The organism is Pseudomonas sp. fls2-241-TYG-175 (assembly GCF_030209155.1).
Taxonomy (GTDB): Bacteria; Pseudomonadota; Gammaproteobacteria; order Pseudomonadales; family Pseudomonadaceae; genus Aquipseudomonas; species Aquipseudomonas viridiflava.
In genome coordinates, this window is the sequence record NZ_JARVSO010000035.1 from 32659 (window position 1) to 49539 (window position 16881).

Annotated in this window: 19 protein-coding genes; 6 read left to right on the top strand and 13 right to left on the bottom strand. The window is 60.4% G+C overall.

The annotated features are described in order from the left end of the window. Positions 1 to 7 precede the first annotated feature (7 nt). From metW to QRN20_RS21385, 5 genes are all read right to left on the bottom strand, one after another. Entirely contained in the window at positions 8 to 628 is a 621-nt protein-coding gene (metW, locus tag QRN20_RS21365) for a methionine biosynthesis protein MetW (RefSeq protein WP_004884384.1), read from the bottom strand. Between the two features lie 7 nt (positions 629 to 635). Further along, the gene (gene metX / locus QRN20_RS21370) at positions 636 to 1775 is read right to left on the bottom strand and encodes a homoserine O-succinyltransferase MetX (protein ID WP_004884383.1); all 1140 of its coding nucleotides are present in this window, start codon (positions 1773 to 1775) and stop codon (positions 636 to 638) included. A 341-nt stretch (positions 1776 to 2116) separates the two neighbouring features. Beyond that, positions 2117 to 2707 carry a YggT family protein gene (locus QRN20_RS21375; RefSeq protein ID WP_096767087.1) on the bottom strand — a complete coding sequence of 197 codons (591 nt, stop codon included), beginning with the start codon at positions 2705 to 2707 and terminating at the stop codon, positions 2117 to 2119. Positions 2708 to 2733: 26 nt separating this feature from the next. Continuing rightward, positions 2734 to 3552 (bottom strand): pyrroline-5-carboxylate reductase, encoded by an 819-nt coding sequence (proC, locus tag QRN20_RS21380; protein ID WP_043305767.1) that lies wholly within the window; start codon positions 3550 to 3552, stop codon positions 2734 to 2736. 22 nt (positions 3553 to 3574) lie between these two features. Then, complete coding sequence (locus QRN20_RS21385; protein ID WP_025995497.1) at positions 3575 to 4261, bottom strand: YggS family pyridoxal phosphate-dependent enzyme; 687 nt, start codon at positions 4259 to 4261, stop codon at positions 3575 to 3577. Positions 4262 to 4316: 55 nt separating this feature from the next. On the opposite strand from QRN20_RS21385, the gene QRN20_RS21390 reads away from it, so the two are divergent. Beyond that, positions 4317 to 5351 carry a type IV pilus twitching motility protein PilT gene (locus QRN20_RS21390; RefSeq protein WP_029243107.1) on the top strand — a complete coding sequence of 345 codons (1035 nt, stop codon included), beginning with the start codon at positions 4317 to 4319 and terminating at the stop codon, positions 5349 to 5351. A 54-nt stretch (positions 5352 to 5405) separates the two neighbouring features. On the opposite strand, the gene QRN20_RS21395 is transcribed toward QRN20_RS21390, so the two are convergent. Continuing rightward, a complete protein-coding gene (locus QRN20_RS21395) occupies positions 5406 to 6089 on the bottom strand; it encodes a C40 family peptidase (RefSeq protein ID WP_050575419.1) in 684 nt (227 codons plus the stop codon). Between the two features lie 250 nt (positions 6090 to 6339). On the opposite strand from QRN20_RS21395, the gene QRN20_RS21400 reads away from it, so the two are divergent. Continuing rightward, positions 6340 to 6744, top strand: a complete 405-nt coding sequence (locus QRN20_RS21400) for an NINE protein (RefSeq protein WP_004884377.1) — start codon at positions 6340 to 6342, stop codon at positions 6742 to 6744. 316 nt (positions 6745 to 7060) lie between these two features. Here the strand turns inward: QRN20_RS21400 and QRN20_RS21405 are convergent, their stop codons facing one another. The 7 genes from QRN20_RS21405 to gshB all read right to left on the bottom strand — a co-directional run bounded on the left by QRN20_RS21405 (position 7061) and on the right by gshB (position 13128). Continuing rightward, positions 7061 to 8332 (bottom strand): dihydroorotase, encoded by a 1272-nt coding sequence (locus tag QRN20_RS21405; RefSeq protein WP_122417866.1) that lies wholly within the window; start codon positions 8330 to 8332, stop codon positions 7061 to 7063. Continuing rightward, entirely contained in the window at positions 8329 to 9333 is a 1005-nt protein-coding gene (locus tag QRN20_RS21410; protein WP_122606988.1) for an aspartate carbamoyltransferase catalytic subunit, read from the bottom strand. The genes QRN20_RS21405 and QRN20_RS21410 overlap by 4 nt, the downstream gene beginning before the upstream one ends. 12 nt (positions 9334 to 9345) lie before the next feature. Then, a complete protein-coding gene (pyrR, locus tag QRN20_RS21415) occupies positions 9346 to 9858 on the bottom strand; it encodes a bifunctional pyr operon transcriptional regulator/uracil phosphoribosyltransferase PyrR (protein ID WP_025993543.1) in 513 nt (170 codons plus the stop codon). Between the two features lie 97 nt (positions 9859 to 9955). Further along, positions 9956 to 10396 carry a Holliday junction resolvase RuvX gene (gene ruvX, locus QRN20_RS21420; RefSeq protein ID WP_096767084.1) on the bottom strand — a complete coding sequence of 147 codons (441 nt, stop codon included), beginning with the start codon at positions 10394 to 10396 and terminating at the stop codon, positions 9956 to 9958. After that, positions 10396 to 10968, bottom strand: coding sequence for a YqgE/AlgH family protein (locus tag QRN20_RS21425; RefSeq protein WP_043305770.1), 573 nt, complete (start codon positions 10966 to 10968; stop codon positions 10396 to 10398). The genes ruvX and QRN20_RS21425 overlap by 1 nt, the downstream gene beginning before the upstream one ends. 77 nt (positions 10969 to 11045) lie before the next feature. Beyond that, positions 11046 to 11948, bottom strand: coding sequence for an energy transducer TonB (locus tag QRN20_RS21430; RefSeq protein WP_096767083.1), 903 nt, complete (start codon positions 11946 to 11948; stop codon positions 11046 to 11048). Positions 11949 to 12168: 220 nt separating this feature from the next. Then, positions 12169 to 13128, bottom strand: coding sequence for a glutathione synthase (gene gshB / locus QRN20_RS21435; protein WP_025993545.1), 960 nt, complete (start codon positions 13126 to 13128; stop codon positions 12169 to 12171). A gap of 233 nt (positions 13129 to 13361) precedes the next feature. Here gshB and pilG point away from each other — a divergent pair, with 233 nt between their 5' ends. From pilG to QRN20_RS21455, 4 genes are all read left to right on the top strand, one after another. Further along, on the top strand, positions 13362 to 13772 hold the full coding sequence (gene pilG, locus QRN20_RS21440) for a twitching motility response regulator PilG (RefSeq protein WP_004884369.1): 411 nt from the start codon (positions 13362 to 13364) through the stop codon (positions 13770 to 13772). 47 nt (positions 13773 to 13819) lie between these two features. Then, positions 13820 to 14185, top strand: a complete 366-nt coding sequence (pilH, locus tag QRN20_RS21445) for a twitching motility response regulator PilH (protein ID WP_004884368.1) — start codon at positions 13820 to 13822, stop codon at positions 14183 to 14185. A gap of 14 nt (positions 14186 to 14199) precedes the next feature. Then, positions 14200 to 14739, top strand: coding sequence for a chemotaxis protein CheW (locus QRN20_RS21450; RefSeq protein ID WP_029243103.1), 540 nt, complete (start codon positions 14200 to 14202; stop codon positions 14737 to 14739). Positions 14740 to 14817: 78 nt separating this feature from the next. After that, positions 14818 to 16860, top strand: a complete 2043-nt coding sequence (locus tag QRN20_RS21455) for a methyl-accepting chemotaxis protein (RefSeq protein WP_099229434.1) — start codon at positions 14818 to 14820, stop codon at positions 16858 to 16860. Positions 16861 to 16881: the final 21 nt, after the last annotated feature.

The following is a 16881-nucleotide window of genomic DNA, read 5'->3' on the forward strand; positions in this document are numbered from 1 at the left end:
AGCAGCGTTACACGGCGATCCGGTGGTCCGTCAGCCCAGGGCTGGTGACCCGGTAGATGCCGATTTCACCCAACAGATTAGGCCATAGCTTGCTGGCCCACCCATGGCGGTGCTGCTGATCGACAGCCAGTCGGTCGAGTACCTGCGCATCGCGCTCGCGGCACAGTTCTTCGAAGTCGCCGAAGGTGCAGAAGTGGATGTTCGGCGTGTTGTACCAGGTGTACGGCAGAAACTCGGAGACCGGCATGCGGCCCTTGCTCGCCAGGTACCAGCGGCAGCGCCAGTGGCCGAAGTTCGGGAACGTGATGATGCATTGCCGGCCGACCCGCAGCATTTCGTCGAGGATCCGGTCCGGGTAATGTACGGCCTGCAGCGCCTGAGTCATGACCACGATGTCAAAGCTGTTGCTGGCGAAGTTGCCCAGCCCTTTGTCCAAGTCCTGCTCGATGACGTTGATGCCCTTGGCGACGCACTGGGCGATGTTGTCTGCGTCGTTTTCCAGGCCGTAGCCTGTGACCTGCTTGTGGTCACGCAGCCAGGTCAGCAGCTCGCCGTCACCGCAACCCAGGTCGAGCACGCGGCTGCCAGCGGGAATCCATTCCTGGATGATTTCCAGATCGGCTCTCATGACATCCTCACAGCGAAATTCGATTCATGTAATTACTGAAAGCCTGCAGATAGCGCGGGATGGGGATCAGGAAGGCGTCGTGCCCCTGAGGCGCATCGATTTCCAGGTAGCAGACGTCCTTGCGGGCCGCCATCAACGCATCCACCAGTTCGCGGGAGCGGGCTGGCGAGAAGCGCCAGTCGGTGGTGAAGGACATCACGCAGAACCTGGCTGTCGCATTGGCGAAGGTCTTGGCCAAGTCGTCGTTGAAGTTGGCGGCCGGGTCGAAGTAATCCAGCGCCTTGGTCATCAACAGGTAGGTATTGGCGTCGAAACGCCCGGAGAACTCTTCACCCTGATAACGCAGGTAGCTCTCGACCTGAAACTCGACACTGTGGAAATCGTAATTGAGCTTCTCGCTCTTCAGGCCGCGGCCGAACTTCTCGCCCATCGAGTCATCGGACAGATAGGTGATGTGGCCAACCATGCGCGCCAGCATCAGACCGCGTTTGGGTATCACGCCACGTTCCTGAAACGAGCCGCCGTGAAATTCGGGGTCCGTGAGGATGGCCTGACGCGCCACTTCGTTGAAGGCGATATTCTGAGCGGACAGCTTCGGGGCTGAAGCGATGGCCAGGCAGTGACGCACGCGCTCGGGGTAGCTGATGGTCCATTGCAATGCCTGCATGCCACCCAGGCTGCCGCCGATGACCGCAGCCCACTGGGCGATCCCCAGAACGTCGGCCAAGCGGGCCTGGCTGTTGACCCAGTCTTCCACGGTGACGACCGGGAAGTTGGCGCCGAAAGGCTTGCCGGTTTCCGGATCAATGCTGCTGGGGCCGGTCGAACCGTTGCAGCCGCCCAGATTGTTCAGGCTGACGACGAAGAATTTGTTGGTATCGATAGGCTTGCCGGGACCTATGCAACTGTCCCACCAGCCGGGCTTGCGATCATCGACGCTGTGGAAGCCCGCCGCATGATGGTGCCCGGACAGCGCGTGACAGATCAGCACGGCATTGCTGGCCGTGGCATTGAGTTGACCGTAGGTTTCGTAAATCAGGTCGTAGGCCGGTAGCGAACGGCCACACGCCAGCGCCAGAGGCTCACTGAAATGGGCCAGTTGCGGTGTGACCAGACCGACAGAATCGTGGGGAAAGACCGTGGGCATCGACCCTGCTCTCGCTTGAATGAGGCGTAAGTCTAAAGACCGTGGGGTGCAGCGGCAATAAGGGAATATCAGGCGCGGTACGGACTGCCTCAACACTGATCGTGGCCGTCGCTCCGCGTGGGCATGCAGCCGTGACGCTCTGCGTCACAAATGGCACAGATTGCGGATTCAGTGGGCCGAGCGCATGACGTGGGTAACGCTGGAGCTTGGCCACGCATCTGCGCCACATTCAAGTGCGGACGCGGAGCGTCCTGAGCGGCATTCCCACGCGGAGCGTAGGAACGATCAGCGTGATCTCAAGCACGCCGATCATGCCCATGCTTGCGATCATCATCAAGGGATTACATCAACAGGCGCAGCACTTCTGGCATGTGGCTCATGGCCGCCAGGTTGTTGATGACCAGCATGTCCAGCAGCTTGAGCACCAGGAAAGCGAGGATCGGCGAGATATCGAGGCCTCCCAGGTTCGGCACGATTCTGCGGAAGGGTGCCAGCGCCGGTTCGCAGATCTGATTGACCAGTTCCGCACCAGGATTGTTGCTGCCCGGCGCGACCCAGGACAGGATTACGCTGATGATCAGGGCGAAGAAGAATATCTTCAGGAAAAGCGCGGTTACGCTGATGATCGACCACAGCAGCAGAAGCAACGGATCACCGGCGGTGCCGGCTATCAGCAGCAAGGTAAGGGCCATCAGAATCATCTGCACGATGATCGCGAGCACCAGCGACGACATGTCCAGTCCGAAAATGCTCGGAATGATGCGTCGCAGCGGCTTGAGCAGCGGCTGAGTGGCTTTGACGATGAACTGACTCAGCGGGTTGTAGAAGTTCGCTCGCACCAGTTGCAGCACGAAGCGCAACAGGATGAGCGTCAAATACAGACTGCCGAGGGTTTGCAGGACATAAATTGCAGCGGTGTTCAATCCGATCATCAATCTGCTCCGAAAAAGATCTGAAATTATTTGCCCAGTTGCTCAGCCAGTTCGGCTGCGCGGTGATCGGCGGCGGTCAGCGCGGTTTGCACCAGTGCTTCGAAACCGCCTGCCTGAAATGCCTTGATCGCGGCTTCTGTGGTGCCGCCCGGTGAGGCGACACGACGACGCAATTCGCCTGCATCCACATCGCTGCCCGTCGCGATCAGCGCCGAGCCGAGTGCGGTTTGCAGGGTGAGTTTTTTGGCGATGTCTTCCGGCAGGCCCAGTTTCACACCTGCGGCGGTCATCGCTTCCATCATTAGAAAAAAGTAGGCAGGGCCGCTGCCGGACACCGCAGTGACGGCGTCCATGTGCTTTTCCTGCTCGACCCAGACCGCGATCCCGACGGCGGCCAGCATTTGCTCGGCCTGTTCGCGTTGTGTGGCGGTGACATTCGCTGTGGCATACAGGCCGCTGGCGCCCTGACGCAGCAGCGAAGGCGTATTGGGCATGCAGCGGACCACCGGCTGTTCGCCCAGCCATTTGGTCAGGCTGGCGCAGGTAATGCCGGCAGCCACCGAAACAATCAACTGATGCGCTTCCAGGCTGGACTTGAGGGCTTCGCACACGGCTTTCATCAACTGTGGCTTGACCGCGAGTACCACAACGTCCGCACCCTTGACCGCTTCGGCGTTGTCGGCGAAGACTTTGATGCCGTGCTCGGTCGAAATGCGTTCGCGGGTTTCGGCACCCGGCGCGCTGGCACAGATCAGGCTTGCCTCCACACCTTGGGCACGCAGTCCTCCGATCAGGCTGGAGGCCATGTTTCCGGCGCCGATGAAGGCGATACGGGTCTTGCTCATGAGTGGGGTCCTTGTGTGGAGGTTATGGCTGGCCGTAGTCGCGGGCGCCAAAGAGGGCGGTGCCGATCCGTACCCAGGTTGCGCCTTGAGCGATGGCGGCTTCCAGGTCGTGGCTCATGCCCATGGAAAGGGTGTCGAGCGGCAGGTCCAGTTGATCCTGCAGCGTGCGCACAGCCGCAAAGGCAGCGGCCTGTTCGGCCTGATCTTCGGTGGGCTCGGGAATCGCCATCAGGCCACGCAGCTTCAGGCGCGGCAGGGCGCTGATGGCAGCGGCCAGTGCTGGCAGATCCTCTGGCGTACAGCCTGATTTGCTGGCCTCGCCACTGACATTCACCTGAATGCAGATGTTGAGCGGCTCCAGGCCTTCAGGGCGCTGCTCGGAAAGGCGTTGAGCGATTTTCAGGCGATCCACGGAATGTACCCAGGCGAAGTTCTCGGCGATTGCGCGCGTCTTGTTCGATTGAATGGGGCCAATGAAGTGCCAGCACAAGGGCAGGTCGGCCAATTCAGCCTGTTTACCGAGCGCTTCCTGCAAATAATTTTCGCCAAAGTCACGTAATCCGGCAGCGTATGCTTCGCGCAATGCGCTGGAGGGCTTGGTTTTACTCACCGCCAGCAGGCCGACCGAGGCCGGGTCGCGCTGCGCTGCGAGAGACGCTGTACGAATTCGCTGTTCGAGCGTTGAAATGTTCGCTGCTATCGTGGACATTGATTTGCGCCAGCAGGGCTAAAGTCTGCGGCATTCTATGTGATTGAGGAGCTGTATGGATATTACCGAGCTGCTGGCCTTCAGTGCCAAACAGGGCGCGTCGGACTTGCACCTCTCTGCAGGCCTGCCGCCGATGATCCGTGTCGACGGCGATGTGCGGCGGATCAACCTGCCACCGCTCGATGCAAAAGAAGTCAAGGCGCTGATCTACGACATCATGAATGACAAGCAGCGCCAGGTCTTCGAGGAGTCTCTGGAAACCGACTTCTCGTTCGAAGTGCCGGGTGTCGCGCGTTTCCGCGTCAACGCGTTCAACCAGAATCGTGGCGCTGGCGCCGTGTTCCGGACCATTCCCTCCCGGATCCTGAGCATGGAAGATCTGGGCATGGGCAATGTGTTTCGCAAGATTGCAGACGTGCCTCGCGGTCTGATTCTGGTCACGGGTCCCACCGGGTCGGGTAAATCGACCACGCTGGCGGCGATGATCGACTACCTCAACTGCAACAAGCATCACCACATCCTGACCATCGAAGACCCTATCGAATTCGTTCACGAGTCCAAGAAGTGCCTGGTCAACCAGCGCGAAGTGCATCGCGACACGCTCGGGTTTTCGGAGGCTTTGCGTTCGGCACTGCGTGAAGATCCGGACGTGATTCTAGTGGGCGAGCTGCGCGACCTTGAAACTATTCGTCTGGCGCTGACTGCTGCCGAAACCGGCCACCTGGTGTTCGGCACGCTGCACACGACGTCAGCGGCCAAGACCATCGACCGGGTGGTGGACGTGTTTCCGGCTCAGGAAAAATCCATGATCCGCTCGATGCTGTCCGAGTCGCTGCACGCTGTCGTGTCGCAGTCACTGCTCAAGAAGGTCGGCGGCGGGCGGATCGCGGCTCATGAAATCATGATGGGCACGCCCGCGATCCGTAACCTGATTCGTGAAGACAAGGTGGCGCAGATGTATTCGGCCATTCAGACCGGAGGCTCGATGGGCATGCAGACGCTGGACATGTGCCTGGCCGATCTGGTCAAGAAAGGCCTGATCACCCGTGAGAGCGCACGCGAGCGGGCCAAGGTGCCTGACAACTTCTAGGAAATGGAAAGGGGAGATGAAACAGGCCTGCGCAGAGGCAGGCCTTGGAGGGGATCAGCGCTGCACGACCCGCATTTGCGTGGTCTGCTTGGGCAATACGCGCTTGGCGATCTTGTAGTGACTGTTCCAGTACGGCTTGTTCAGCGTGTCCACGGTGACAGCCTTGCCACGACGCGGCGCATGAACGAACTTGTTGTCGCCCAGATAGATCGCCACGTGGTTCACGTTGCGGCTCTTGATGTTGAAGAACAGCAGGTCACCCGGTTTCAAATCCTTGCGATCCACTGTCTGCCCGTGGCCTTGGGCCATGGCATTGGACGTACGTGGCAAGTCGACTTCACGAACGTCGCTGTAGGCGTACTTCACCAGCCCACTGCAATCCAGACCTTTGCCCGGCGTTGTACCGCCCCAGCGATAGGGCGTGCCGACAGTCTGCAGAGCACGTTTCACAACGGCGTTACCCTGTTTGGCGTTACCCGCGTTCAGAGCCTGAACGTGGGCAGCCTTGGAGGAATTCTTTCGCGAAACCGGCGTCTGAACGGCGCGGGTGGTTCGCGTTGCATGTGGAATGACGGTGGCTTCTTGAGGCGTATTTCGCGTTGCTATCACGGGCGTAAGGTGACTTTTGGCGGTGTAACCCGAGAAGCTCGCAGGAAGCTGTTGCTCACGATTGGTGGCGTGGGCGGCCAGTGGCATAAACAGGCAAATGGTTAGCCATGTCTTGAAAAAAGGACGCATTTGGCAAGGCTCATGGTGGTCAGCGCGCAACTTTATAACAGCTTTTTTGAAAATCCTGACCCCATTTGTCGAGTGAGTCACAGTGGCATCATTGCAAAATGCGCGAAAGACTCTTTCTGTTTTCTCCGTAATTCCTTTGGCGACAAGGGTTTGACGGTGCATAAGGGCGTAGGATGCCGTACGTCGGAAGACGACAATGGAGTCACAAAAATGTTATTTATTTTTTTCTATTGACTCAGAGAGGATACAAATGAACGGCTATCGCTCCGACACACACAGCAAGGTCATGGGTTATCTGTTGTGGATTTTCGGGTTCCTCGGCGCGCACCGTTTCTACTACGGCAAGCCTGTGACCGGGACTATCTGGTTCTTCACGTTCGGGTTGCTTGGCATCGGCTGGCTGATCGACCTGTTTCTGATTCCGTCGATGGATCGCGAAGCGGACCTGCGCTTCACGTCAGGCTCGACCGACTACAGCCTGGCCTGGATCCTGCTGACCTTCCTCGGCCTCTTCGGCGTGCACCGCATGTACATGGGCAAGTGGATCACCGGAGTTATCTACCTGTTCACAGGCGGGCTATTCCTGATCGGCATCCTGTATGACTTCTGGACACTGAATAATCAGGTCTCAGTGGAGAATGCACGACGCGGTTGATAGCTGGTGGGGATGCGGCCCGTGACGCTCTGCGTCACTTCACGGCCGGACGCGGAGCGTCCTGAGAGGCGTTACCACGCCAGAGCGTGGGAACGATCAGTGGTCTCAAACACGCTGATCGTTCCTACGCTCCGCGTGGGAATGCCGCTCAGGACGCTCCGCGTCCGCTCTTGAATGTGGCGCAGATGCGCGCCCAAGCTCCAGCGTTATCCACGTCATGCGTTCGGCTCACTGAATCCGCAATCTGTGCCATTTGTGACGCTCTACGTCACACCTTACTGCCGGACGCGGAGCGTGGTTACGATCAGCAGGTAGTTCAGCGGTTATAACTGATCCGCCCATCCACAAGCGTGTAACGCACTGAGCTAGGCAGACAGTGGCCGATGAAGGGGCAGTTTTCGCCTTTGGACAGCCAGGTTTCGCCCGCGAGGGTTGAAGCCGCTGGATCGAACAGGACGATGTCTGCTGGCGCACCGGCGCTCAGTTTGCCCGCAGGCAGGCGCAGCGCGGCGGCCGGGCCGCTGCTGAGGCGGGCGATCAGGGTTGGCAGGTCCAGCAGGCCGTCTTCGACCAGGGTCATGGCCAGTGGCAGCAGCAACTCGACGCTGCTGATGCCTGGCTCGGTTGCACCGAATGGCGCGAGTTTGGCGTCTCGCTCATGGGACTGATGATGGCTGGAGATGGCCTGGATCACCCCGGACTTCACCGCTTCGCGCAGGCCGTCACGGTCGGCACGGGTGCGCAGGGGCGGCTGGACGTGGTACAGGCTGGAGAAGTCGATCAGCGCCTCATCCGTCAGGATCAGCTGATACAGCGCCACATCCGCCGTTACGGGCAGTCCGCGCGCCTGCGCCTGTGCAATCAGGGCCGCGCCCCGAGCGCTGGTCAACTGGCTGAAGTGCGCACGCACGCCACTCTGCTCGACCAGCAGCAGGTCGCGCGCCAGGGCGACGGTTTCGGCCGTTTCCGGAATGCCGGCCAATCCCAAAAAGCTGGCCGTCGGACCTTCGTGAGCCAGACCGCCTTCGGCCAGATCACGATCCTGCGAATTGAAGATCACGGTCAGGTCAAACGTGGCCGCGTATTCCAGCGCCCGGCACAGTGTGCGCGTGTTGTTGAAGCTGCTCAGCCCGTTGCCGAACGCAACGCAGCCTGCATCGCGCAGGGCGATCAGTTCGGCCAGTTGCTCGCCTTCCAGGCCCTTGCTCAGCGCTCCAATCGGAAAGACCTTGCTGAAACCGGCTTCACGAGCGCGGTCCAGAATCAGCTCGGCAACCGCTGACGTATCCAATACCGGTTTGGTGCGCGGTGGGCAGCACAGGCTGGTCACGCCGCCAGCCGTCGCCGCACGGGTTTCGCTGGCGATGCTGCCTTTACGGCTGTAACCCGGCTCACGCAGGGAGACATTGAGATCGACCAGACCGGGCGCGGCGACAAGGCCGGTGGCGTCGATGGTCTGGCTCGCTTCGAAGCCGGCTGGTGCTGCGCCGATTGCCAGAAGCTTGCACGCTTCAATGTGCAGGTCGGTTACTTGATCCAGACCGCTGACCGGGTCGATGACGCGAGCGCCGAGAATACTGAGCTTCACAGGGCTTTCTCCTGCTCGAACTGTCGTTGTGCGGTTTGTCCGCTCATGGCCATGGACAGCACCGCCATGCGCACCGCGATGCCGTAAGTCACTTGATTGAGAATCACCGAATGAGCCCCGTCGGCCACTGCCGACTCGATTTCCACGCCGCGATTGATCGGACCGGGATGCATGACGATGGCATCCGGTTTCGCAACCGCCAGACGCGCGGTGGTCAGACCGAACAGGCGGTAGAACTCGCCTTCGCTGGGCAGTAGGCCGCCGGTCATGCGCTCGCGCTGCAGACGCAGCATGATGACCACGTCCACGTCTTTCAAACCTTCGTTGAGATCGGTGTAAACCTTGACGCCGTACTGCTCGATACCGACCGGCAGCAGGGTTTTCGGTCCGATCACGCGGATGTCCGGGCAGCCCAGCGCCTTGAGCGCCAGCATGTTGGAGCGCGCCACACGCGAGTGCAGGATGTCGCCGACGATGGCCACCGAGAGGTTCTCGAAACCGCCCTTGTGACGACGAATCGTCAGCATGTCGAGCATGCCCTGGGTCGGGTGAGCGTGACGGCCATCGCCGCCATTGATGATCGCCACGTCCGGGCAGACGTGCTCGGCAATGAAGTGTGCTGCACCCGAGTCAGCGTGGCGCACGACAAACATGTCGGCTGCCATGGCCTCAAGGTTGCGCAGGGTGTCGAACAGCGTTTCGCCCTTGCTGGTGGACGAGGTCGAGACGTTCAGCGTGATCACGTCGGCTGACAGGCGCTGCGCCGCCAGTTCGAAAGTGGTCCGCGTACGGGTCGAGTTCTCGAAGAACACGTTGCACACCGTCTTGCCACGTAACAGCGGGACTTTCTTCACCGCCCGGGCACCGACTTCGAGAAACGAGTCGGCGGTGTCGAGGATTTCGGTGAGCAGCTCGCGAGGCAAGCCGTCCAGAGACAGAAAATGGCGCAGCTGACCCTGATGGTTCAACTGCAGCGGGCGCTTGGCGTCGAGAGGCGTCATCGCAATGGACTCTTAGAGGGCGGTAGAGAGGTCTTGAAGTTCGAGTGCCAGAGGCTCGGGGCCGGACAGCTTGATGCGTTCCTGTGGTGCCAGAGACAGCGTCGCGCCTACCACGTTAGGACGGATCGGCAGTTCACCGGCTTCCAGGTCCAGCAGGCAGACCAGCGTGACACTGGCCGGGCGGCCGTAATCGAACAGCTCATTGAGGGCGGCGCGAATGGTGCGGCCGCTCATCAGCACGTCATCGATCAGCACCAGATGCTGGCCTTCGATCTCGAACGGCAGCTCAGACGGGCGTACTTGCGGATGCAGGCCGTTCTGGCTGAAGTCATCACGGTAGAAGGAAACGTCCAGCGTGCCGAGCGGGGCCGTATTGTCGAGTGCCTTGAGCAGCGCCTGAGCAACCCATACGCCGCCGGTGCGAATACCGATGAAACGAGGGTCGCTGATGCCGCGCTTGCTCAGGTGAGCGTTCAGGTCAGTGGCCATCTGACGAATCAGTTCGGCGGGATTGGGCAGGCTCATGGTTGCTCCTTGGGGCTCGGGCAGCGTCCGTCCATGCGGCGCGGCTCAAGCGTAAACGTGGAATCCGGGTATCTCGAAGCGGTGCGGACGCAAAAAGTCACGCATTCAACAGTTCGGGGTGCTCGTCGAGCCACCCTTGCAACAGCAGGGCGGCGGCAATGGCGTCAACCGGGTTGTCGCGGTAGCTGCCTTTCTGGCCGCCTCGGGCCATGCGCTCGCCCTTGGCTTCGAAAGTGGTCAGGCGTTCGTCGTGGGTATACACCGCCACGCCGAAACGGCCATTGAGCTTGCGTGAAAACTTTTCGGCCAGGTCGCTCATGTTACTGCGTGTGCCGTCCATATTGAGCGGCAGACCTACCACGATGGCGTCGGGTTGCCATTCCTTGATGAGCGCCTGAACCTTTTCCCAGTCCGGGATGCCGTTCTGCGCCTTCAAGGTACACAGCTCGCGGGCCTGACCGGTGATGGCCTGGCCGACTGCAACGCCGATCTGTTTGGTGCCGAAATCAAACCCCAGCAGCAGGCGCAATGCAGCCATCAGGCGTGCCCTGCCTGGGTCGAAAGAAGGCTGAGATTAACGCCCAGTCGTGCGGCGGCAGCATTGAGGCGCTCATCGCTGTCCACGTCGAACAGAATGCGCGGGTCAAATGAGCAGGTCAGCCAGGCGTTGGCGGCCATTTCGGCGTCGAGCTGACCGGCGTCCCACCCGGCGTAGCCGAGTGTGATCACATTTTGATCAGGGCCGTAGCCGTCGGCAATCGAGAACAGCACATCCTGGGACGTGGAAAGCGAGATACCACCCGGCAGATCGACCGTCGCCTGAAACACCTGGCCGCTGGGATGCAGCACGAAGCCGCGATCGGTCTGCACCGGGCCGCCGGAGTGGATGGGGATCTGCTGGCAGCGCACCGGTGCAGGCAGCTCCGGTCGCAATTGTTCAAGCACATCGGCCAGGGTCAGGCTTTGCGGGCGGTTGATCACCAGTCCCATTGCGCCATTGGCGTTGTGCTCGACAACGTAAGTCAAGGTCTGCGAGAAGTTCTCGTCGTGCATGTGCGGCATGGCGATCAAGAACTGATGCTTGAGGTAACTCGGAGAGACTTTTTTCATGAGCCCTAGTGTGGCGCTGAGCCGCGTGCCTGACAACTGTCAGTTGTGCGTGCGCTGGCAGTATTGGCAAAAAAGCATCAGTTGCTGGAAAGCTTGTCCCCGCGGGCGAATTTCCAGGTGCGAATGATCTCGAGTCGATCGATGTCAGCCAGATCGCCGGTGAACGGCGCAAATGGCGCTGCAAGCCTCACGATTCGCTGCGCTGCCTGATCCAGCAGCGGCTGTCCGGAAGATTCGAGCACCAGCACTTCGTACAGCGAACCGTCGCGGTTGATCGAGACCAGCAGTCGCAGGTTTCCGTAGATCTGCTTGCGGCGAGCTTCTTCAGGGTAGTTGAGGTTGCCGACCCGCTCGACTTTCTTGCGCCAGTCATCCTTGTACCAGGCGCCCTTGTCGCGCATGGTCGAAGCCGCGTTCAGGCGATGGATCTTCGGGCGTTTGGCGTACAACTGCTGTTCGGCGGACAGTTCGGCTTCCAGGCTGGCGATTTCGTTGCTCAGTTCGGCGCTGTCGAAGGTCGGCGCGGCCTTGACCGCTGGGTCGGGTTTGACCTCTTCGCGCTTGGCGACGGTTTTCTGAGGGCTGGGTGCCGTGGTGGCGACCGCAGTCTTGGGCGCTTCCTGCTTGACCACCGGCTTGCTGGCCGGGGGCGGCGTGACCTTGTTGACCTTGGTGTCCTGGTAGGGCGCGACTTCGGTGGTCTTGAGCGTTTCAGCCTTATCCAGCGTACCGCTGCCCTGCTGGTCGTCCTGAGCGAGGAAATCAGCCTGTTTGGGCTTTTCTTCGCTGTTGAAGGTGGCGAGGGTGATTTCCAGGGTTTGCGAGATCTGTTCCGGCTTCACGTAGGTAAAGCCCACGCCGAGAATGATCGCCAGATGGATCAACGCCGCGATCATCATGGTGAAGCCCAGACGATCGGCCGGACGCACGCCGACGTTGGCGAGTTCCAGGGGGAGGTCGTTTCTGGCCATCGATGTCATGGGCGGTTCAGCATCTCGTCAGCCTGCATGTCAAAGTCCGTGTCGTGTTACAGGTGACGCATGATAACGCAATGTGGCTTGAAGCTCCGGTCCGGATCGGACGAAGGGCGTTCAGTGCCCGGTATACCCGGCAGTCCTCGATGTGGGAGGCCCCGCTGCGTCAAAGACTTCGCAGCGGGCTTCCCACAATTCGGGATCATTTCAACGTAAAACCTGCCAATCAGGCAGCGCGCGCCTGCAACTTCTTCTCGATTGCATCCATCAACAGGCCGCCGATGTCGGTGCCGAAGGCGTTGTCGATTTCGCGAATGCAGGTCGGGCTGGTCACGTTGATTTCGGTCAGGTGCTCACCGATCACGTCCAGGCCCACGAACAGCAGACCTTTCTCGCGCAGGGTCGGGCCGATCTGTTCGGCGATCCAGCGGTCCTTGTCGCTCAGCGGACGCGCTTCGCCACGGCCGCCAGCGGCGAGGTTGCCACGGGTTTCGCCGGCTGCCGGAATACGCGCCAGGCAATAAGGAACAGGTTCGCCATCGACCATCAGGATGCGTTTGTCGCCGTCCTTGATCGCGGGCAGATAACCCTGCGCCATGATCTGCTGGGTGCCGTGGGCCGTCAGGGTTTCCAGAATGACCGACAGGTTCGGATCGCCCGCACGATGGCGGAAGATCGACGCGCCGCCCATGCCGTCCAGTGGCTTGAGGATCACGTCGCCGTGCTGTTCGGCGAACTCGCGGATGATGTCGGCGCGGCGGCTGACCAGCGTCGGCGGGGTGCATTGCGGGAACAGTGTGGCAAACAGCTTCTCGTTGCAGTCACGCAGGCTCTGCGGCTTGTTGACCACCAGCACGCCAGCGCGCTCGGCCTGCTCCAGCAGGTAAGTCGCGTAGACAAACTCCATGTCGAATGGCGGATCCTTGCGCATCAGGATCACGTCCAGATCGTCCAGGCCTGCGTCGACTTCAGCCTCGAATTCGAACCATTTGCCCGGATCGGCGAACACCTTGAGCGGCTTCATGCGCGCACGGGCCTGACCTGCGTTCTGGTACAGATCCTTCTGCTCCATATAGAACAGCTCCCAGCCACGCGCCTGTGCAGCCAGCAGCATGGCGAGCGAACTGTCCTTTTTATAGGAGATGCGCTCAATGGGGTCCATGACAATCCCTAGGCGAACGCTCATGGGCAATATCCTCTGATCGATAAGGGCCGGTACGGCCGTGAAATTGGCGTCAGGGTGGCGCTCCGAGTGCTCCCGGTCAAGGGGCGGCGCAGTTTATGGATTGAGAGGGAGGAGTGTGCTAAAAAGGCCTCACACCTAGTCTACGATCCTTCCGGATCAGTGAAGCCATACCATCAGGCTCCCAGTGCTTTGCAGTACACGCAAAAATTCGCTGCGGCGATGGAAGAGCAGATATGGAACAGCACCCCACAGCCTTGAAAGTCATGGTCATCGATGACTCGAAGACCATTCGCCGCACCGCCGAAACGCTGTTGAGAAACGTCGGCTGTGAAGTCATCACGGCCATCGACGGTTTCGATGCGCTGGCCAAGATTGCCGATAACCACCCGCGCATCATATTCGTCGATATCATGATGCCGCGTCTGGATGGCTATCAGACCTGTGCCCTGATCAAGAACAATCGAGCGTTCAAGTCCACGCCTGTCATTATGCTGTCCTCCAAGGACGGGCTGTTCGACAAGGCCAGGGGTCGGGCTGTGGGGTCGGATCAGTTTCTGACCAAGCCATTCAGCAAGGAAGAACTGCTCAGCGCGATCAAGGCCCATGTGCCGAGCTTCGTTGCAGTAGAACAACACATACCGTGACGCCCGCGCCCATTGAACGCGTGCTCGCAACCTGACGGGGAACACCCATGGCTCGAATATTGATCGTCGATGACTCGCCGACTGAAATGTACAAACTCACCGGCATGCTGGAAAAGCATGGTCACGAGGTGCTCAAGGCTGAAAACGGCGCGGACGGCGTGGCCCTGGCCCGTCAGGAAAAACCCGACGCCGTGCTCATGGACATCGTGATGCCGGGGCTCAACGGCTTCCAGGCCACGCGTCAGCTGACCAAGGATGCCGACACCGCCATGATTCCGGTGATCATGATCACCACCAAGGATCAGGAAACCGACAAGGTCTGGGGCAAGCGCCAGGGTGCACGCGATTACCTGACCAAGCCGGTGGATGAAGACACCCTGATGAAAACCCTGAACGCGGTGCTGGCCGGCTGATTGCCGGAATCGCCATGGCCGAGCCACGCACAGCCTTTGAAATGCTTCTGGACATCGACCGGCGCTGTCGGTCGCTGGCGGCTGGCCTGCCTTTGCAGGAAGCCCATCAGCAGGACTGGGTCGGTATCGGGTTCAGAATGGGCGAGCAGCGTTTTGTGGCGCCCATTGGCGAGATCGCCGAAATCCTGCACGAACCACGACACGCCGCCTTGCATGGGGTCAAACCCTGGATCGTGGGCATCGCCAATCTTCGCGGACGGCTGTTGCCACTCACCGACCTGTGCGGATTCTTTGGTCAGGACCTGTCGTCCGTGCGCAAACAGCGCCGCGTGCTGGTGGTCGAACATCAGGACGCGTTCGCCGGTCTGCTGGTGGACGAGGTCTTCGGCATGCAGCATTTCAGTCAGTTGAGCCTGATTTCCGAAGCGCAGGGCACACTGGATCCGCGTCTGTTGCCGTTTCTGCGCGGGCAGTTCATTCGTGAACAGGCCTGGCTGGTGTTCAGTCCGTGGGCGCTGGTGCAGTCTGCGGAGTTTGTGGATGTGGCGTTCTAGAAGGTCGCAGCGGCTCGCCATGGGCGAACCGGTTTTGTGTCACGAATCGCAGTTGGTCCAGGCGGGGGCCTGATTTAAATGAGTAAGACAGGCAGGTCACTGGAAGGCGCACGCAGCCGTACGCAGATTATCGTGCTGTTCTTCGCGCTCATCGTGTTCATCATGTTGCTGTTCGCCAACTTCGCTTACCTCAATACTCAGTCGAACTACGACAAGCAGTACATCGGGCATGCAGGAGAGCTGCGCGTGCTGTCCCAGCGCATCGCGAAAAACGCCACCGAAGCTGCGGCGGGCAAGGCTCAGGCCTTCAAGCTGCTGGCCGATGCGCGCAACGACTTCGACCTGCGTTGGGGCTACCTGAGAAAAGGCGATCCCAACACCAGCCTGCCCGCCGCGCCGTCATCGATCCGCGACGAACTGCGCAACGTGCAGAACGATTGGGAAGCGCTGCGCAAGAACACCGACGTGATTCTGGCCAGCGAGCAGACCGTGCTGTCGCTGCATCAGGTGGCTGCAACCCTCGCCGAGACCATTCCGCAGTTGCAGGCCGAATACGAAAAGGTTGTCGAGATTCTTCTGCAGAGCAAAGCGCCTGCCGCGCAGGTTGTGGTCGCCCAGCGTCAGGCCTTGTTGGCCGAGCGGATTCTGGGATCGGTCAACACGGTGCTGGCGGGTGATGAAACCGCCGTGCAGGCGGCCGATGCCTTTGGCCGTGACGCCAGCCAGTTCGGGCGTGTGCTTAACGGGATGCTGGAAGGCAACGCGACCCTGCGTATTGCCCAGGTCGAAGACCGGGATGCGCGGGCGCGGCTGGCCGAGATTGCCGAGTTGTTCGAGTTTGTCTCCGGCTCGGTGGACGAAATTCTGGAGACCTCGCCCGAGCTGTACCGCGTACGGGAAGCGTCGGGCAACATCTTCAATACCTCGCAGACCCTGCTGGACGAGACCTCGGTGCTGGCCAACAGCCTGGAAAATCTGGCCAACCGACGCACCGTCAACACCGTGGGCGGCTACGTGCTGGGTCTGCTGGCGCTGATGTCGATCATCTTGATTGCGCTGGTAATGGTTCGCGAAACCAACCGCCAGTTACGTGAAACCGCACAGAAGAGCGAGCGCAACCAGAACGCGATCATGCGTCTGCTCGACGAAATCGAGAATCTGGCCGACGGCGATCTGACCGTCACCGCCTCGGTAACCGAAGACTTCACCGGTGCCATCGCCGACTCGATCAATTACTCCATCGATCAGTTGCGTGAACTGGTGGTCACCATCAACCTCACGGCTGAGCAGGTGGCCTCGGCCGTTGCCGAAACCCAGGCCACGGCCATGCAGCTGTCAGCAGCTTCCCGGCATCAGGCGTTGCAGATCAGCGCGGCCTCGACTTCGATCAACGACATGGCGGCGTCCATCGATCAGGTGTCGGCCAATGCCTCGGAATCCTCATCGGTGGCCGAGCGCTCGGTGACCATCGCCAACAAGGGCAACGAGGTGGTGCACAACACCATTCGCGGCATGGACAACATTCGTGAGCAGATTCAGGACACCTCCAAGCGCATCAAGCGTCTCGGTGAGTCTTCGCAGGAAATCGGCGACATTGTCAGCCTGATCGATGATATTGCCGATCAGACCAACATTCTGGCCCTCAATGCGGCCATTCAGGCGTCCATGGCGGGTGATGCCGGGCGTGGTTTTGCCGTGGTTGCCGACGAAGTCCAGCGGCTCGCCGAGCGTTCGTCTTCGGCCACCAAACAGATCGAGACGCTGGTACGGGCGATCCAGAACGACACCAACGAGGCGGTCATCTCCATGGAGCAGACCACCAGCGAAGTGGTGCGTGGCGCGCGGCTGGCGCAGGATGCAGGCGTCGCGCTCGAAGAGATCGAAGGCGTGTCCAGGGTACTGGCCGAACTGATCGAAAGTATCACCGATGCCGCGCGGCAACAGGCCGAATCGGCCGGACAGATCTCCCAGACCATGAGCGTGATCCAGCAGACCACCTCACAGACCACCTCGGGCACCGCGGCAACCGCCGAGAGCATCGGCAACCTGGCGAAGATGGCCAGCGAAATGCGTCGTTCGGTGTCGGGTTTCACCTTGCCGCCATCGAAAAAAATCGGATGATGTTCACTCAATGAACGATCT

What these genes read in the sequence shown, in the direction of transcription:
- metW (WP_004884384.1), bottom strand. Translation starts at nt 628, where the DNA reads ATGAGAGCCGATCTGGAAATCATCCAGGAATGGATTCCCGCTGGCAGC.
- metX (WP_004884383.1), bottom strand. Translation starts at nt 1,775, where the DNA reads ATGCCCACGGTCTTTCCCCACGATTCTGTCGGTCTGGTCACACCGCAA.
- QRN20_RS21375 (WP_096767087.1), bottom strand. Translation starts at nt 2,707, where the DNA reads ATGATCGGATTGAACACCGCTGCAATTTATGTCCTGCAAACCCTCGGC.
- proC (WP_043305767.1), bottom strand. Translation starts at nt 3,552, where the DNA reads ATGAGCAAGACCCGTATCGCCTTCATCGGCGCCGGAAACATGGCCTCC.
- QRN20_RS21385 (WP_025995497.1), bottom strand. Translation starts at nt 4,261, where the DNA reads ATGTCCACGATAGCAGCGAACATTTCAACGCTCGAACAGCGAATTCGT.
- QRN20_RS21390 (WP_029243107.1), top strand. Translation starts at nt 4,317, where the DNA reads ATGGATATTACCGAGCTGCTGGCCTTCAGTGCCAAACAGGGCGCGTCG.
- QRN20_RS21395 (WP_050575419.1), bottom strand. Translation starts at nt 6,089, where the DNA reads ATGCGTCCTTTTTTCAAGACATGGCTAACCATTTGCCTGTTTATGCCA.
- QRN20_RS21400 (WP_004884377.1), top strand. Translation starts at nt 6,340, where the DNA reads ATGAACGGCTATCGCTCCGACACACACAGCAAGGTCATGGGTTATCTG.
- QRN20_RS21410 (WP_122606988.1), bottom strand. Translation starts at nt 9,333, where the DNA reads ATGACGCCTCTCGACGCCAAGCGCCCGCTGCAGTTGAACCATCAGGGT.
- pyrR (WP_025993543.1), bottom strand. Translation starts at nt 9,858, where the DNA reads ATGAGCCTGCCCAATCCCGCCGAACTGATTCGTCAGATGGCCACTGAC.
- ruvX (WP_096767084.1), bottom strand. Translation starts at nt 10,396, where the DNA reads ATGGCTGCATTGCGCCTGCTGCTGGGGTTTGATTTCGGCACCAAACAG.
- QRN20_RS21425 (WP_043305770.1), bottom strand. Translation starts at nt 10,968, where the DNA reads ATGAAAAAAGTCTCTCCGAGTTACCTCAAGCATCAGTTCTTGATCGCC.
- QRN20_RS21430 (WP_096767083.1), bottom strand. Translation starts at nt 11,948, where the DNA reads ATGACATCGATGGCCAGAAACGACCTCCCCCTGGAACTCGCCAACGTC.
- gshB (WP_025993545.1), bottom strand. Translation starts at nt 13,128, where the DNA reads ATGAGCGTTCGCCTAGGGATTGTCATGGACCCCATTGAGCGCATCTCC.
- pilG (WP_004884369.1), top strand. Translation starts at nt 13,362, where the DNA reads ATGGAACAGCACCCCACAGCCTTGAAAGTCATGGTCATCGATGACTCG.
- pilH (WP_004884368.1), top strand. Translation starts at nt 13,820, where the DNA reads ATGGCTCGAATATTGATCGTCGATGACTCGCCGACTGAAATGTACAAA.
- QRN20_RS21450 (WP_029243103.1), top strand. Translation starts at nt 14,200, where the DNA reads ATGGCCGAGCCACGCACAGCCTTTGAAATGCTTCTGGACATCGACCGG.
- QRN20_RS21455 (WP_099229434.1), top strand. Translation starts at nt 14,818, where the DNA reads ATGAGTAAGACAGGCAGGTCACTGGAAGGCGCACGCAGCCGTACGCAG.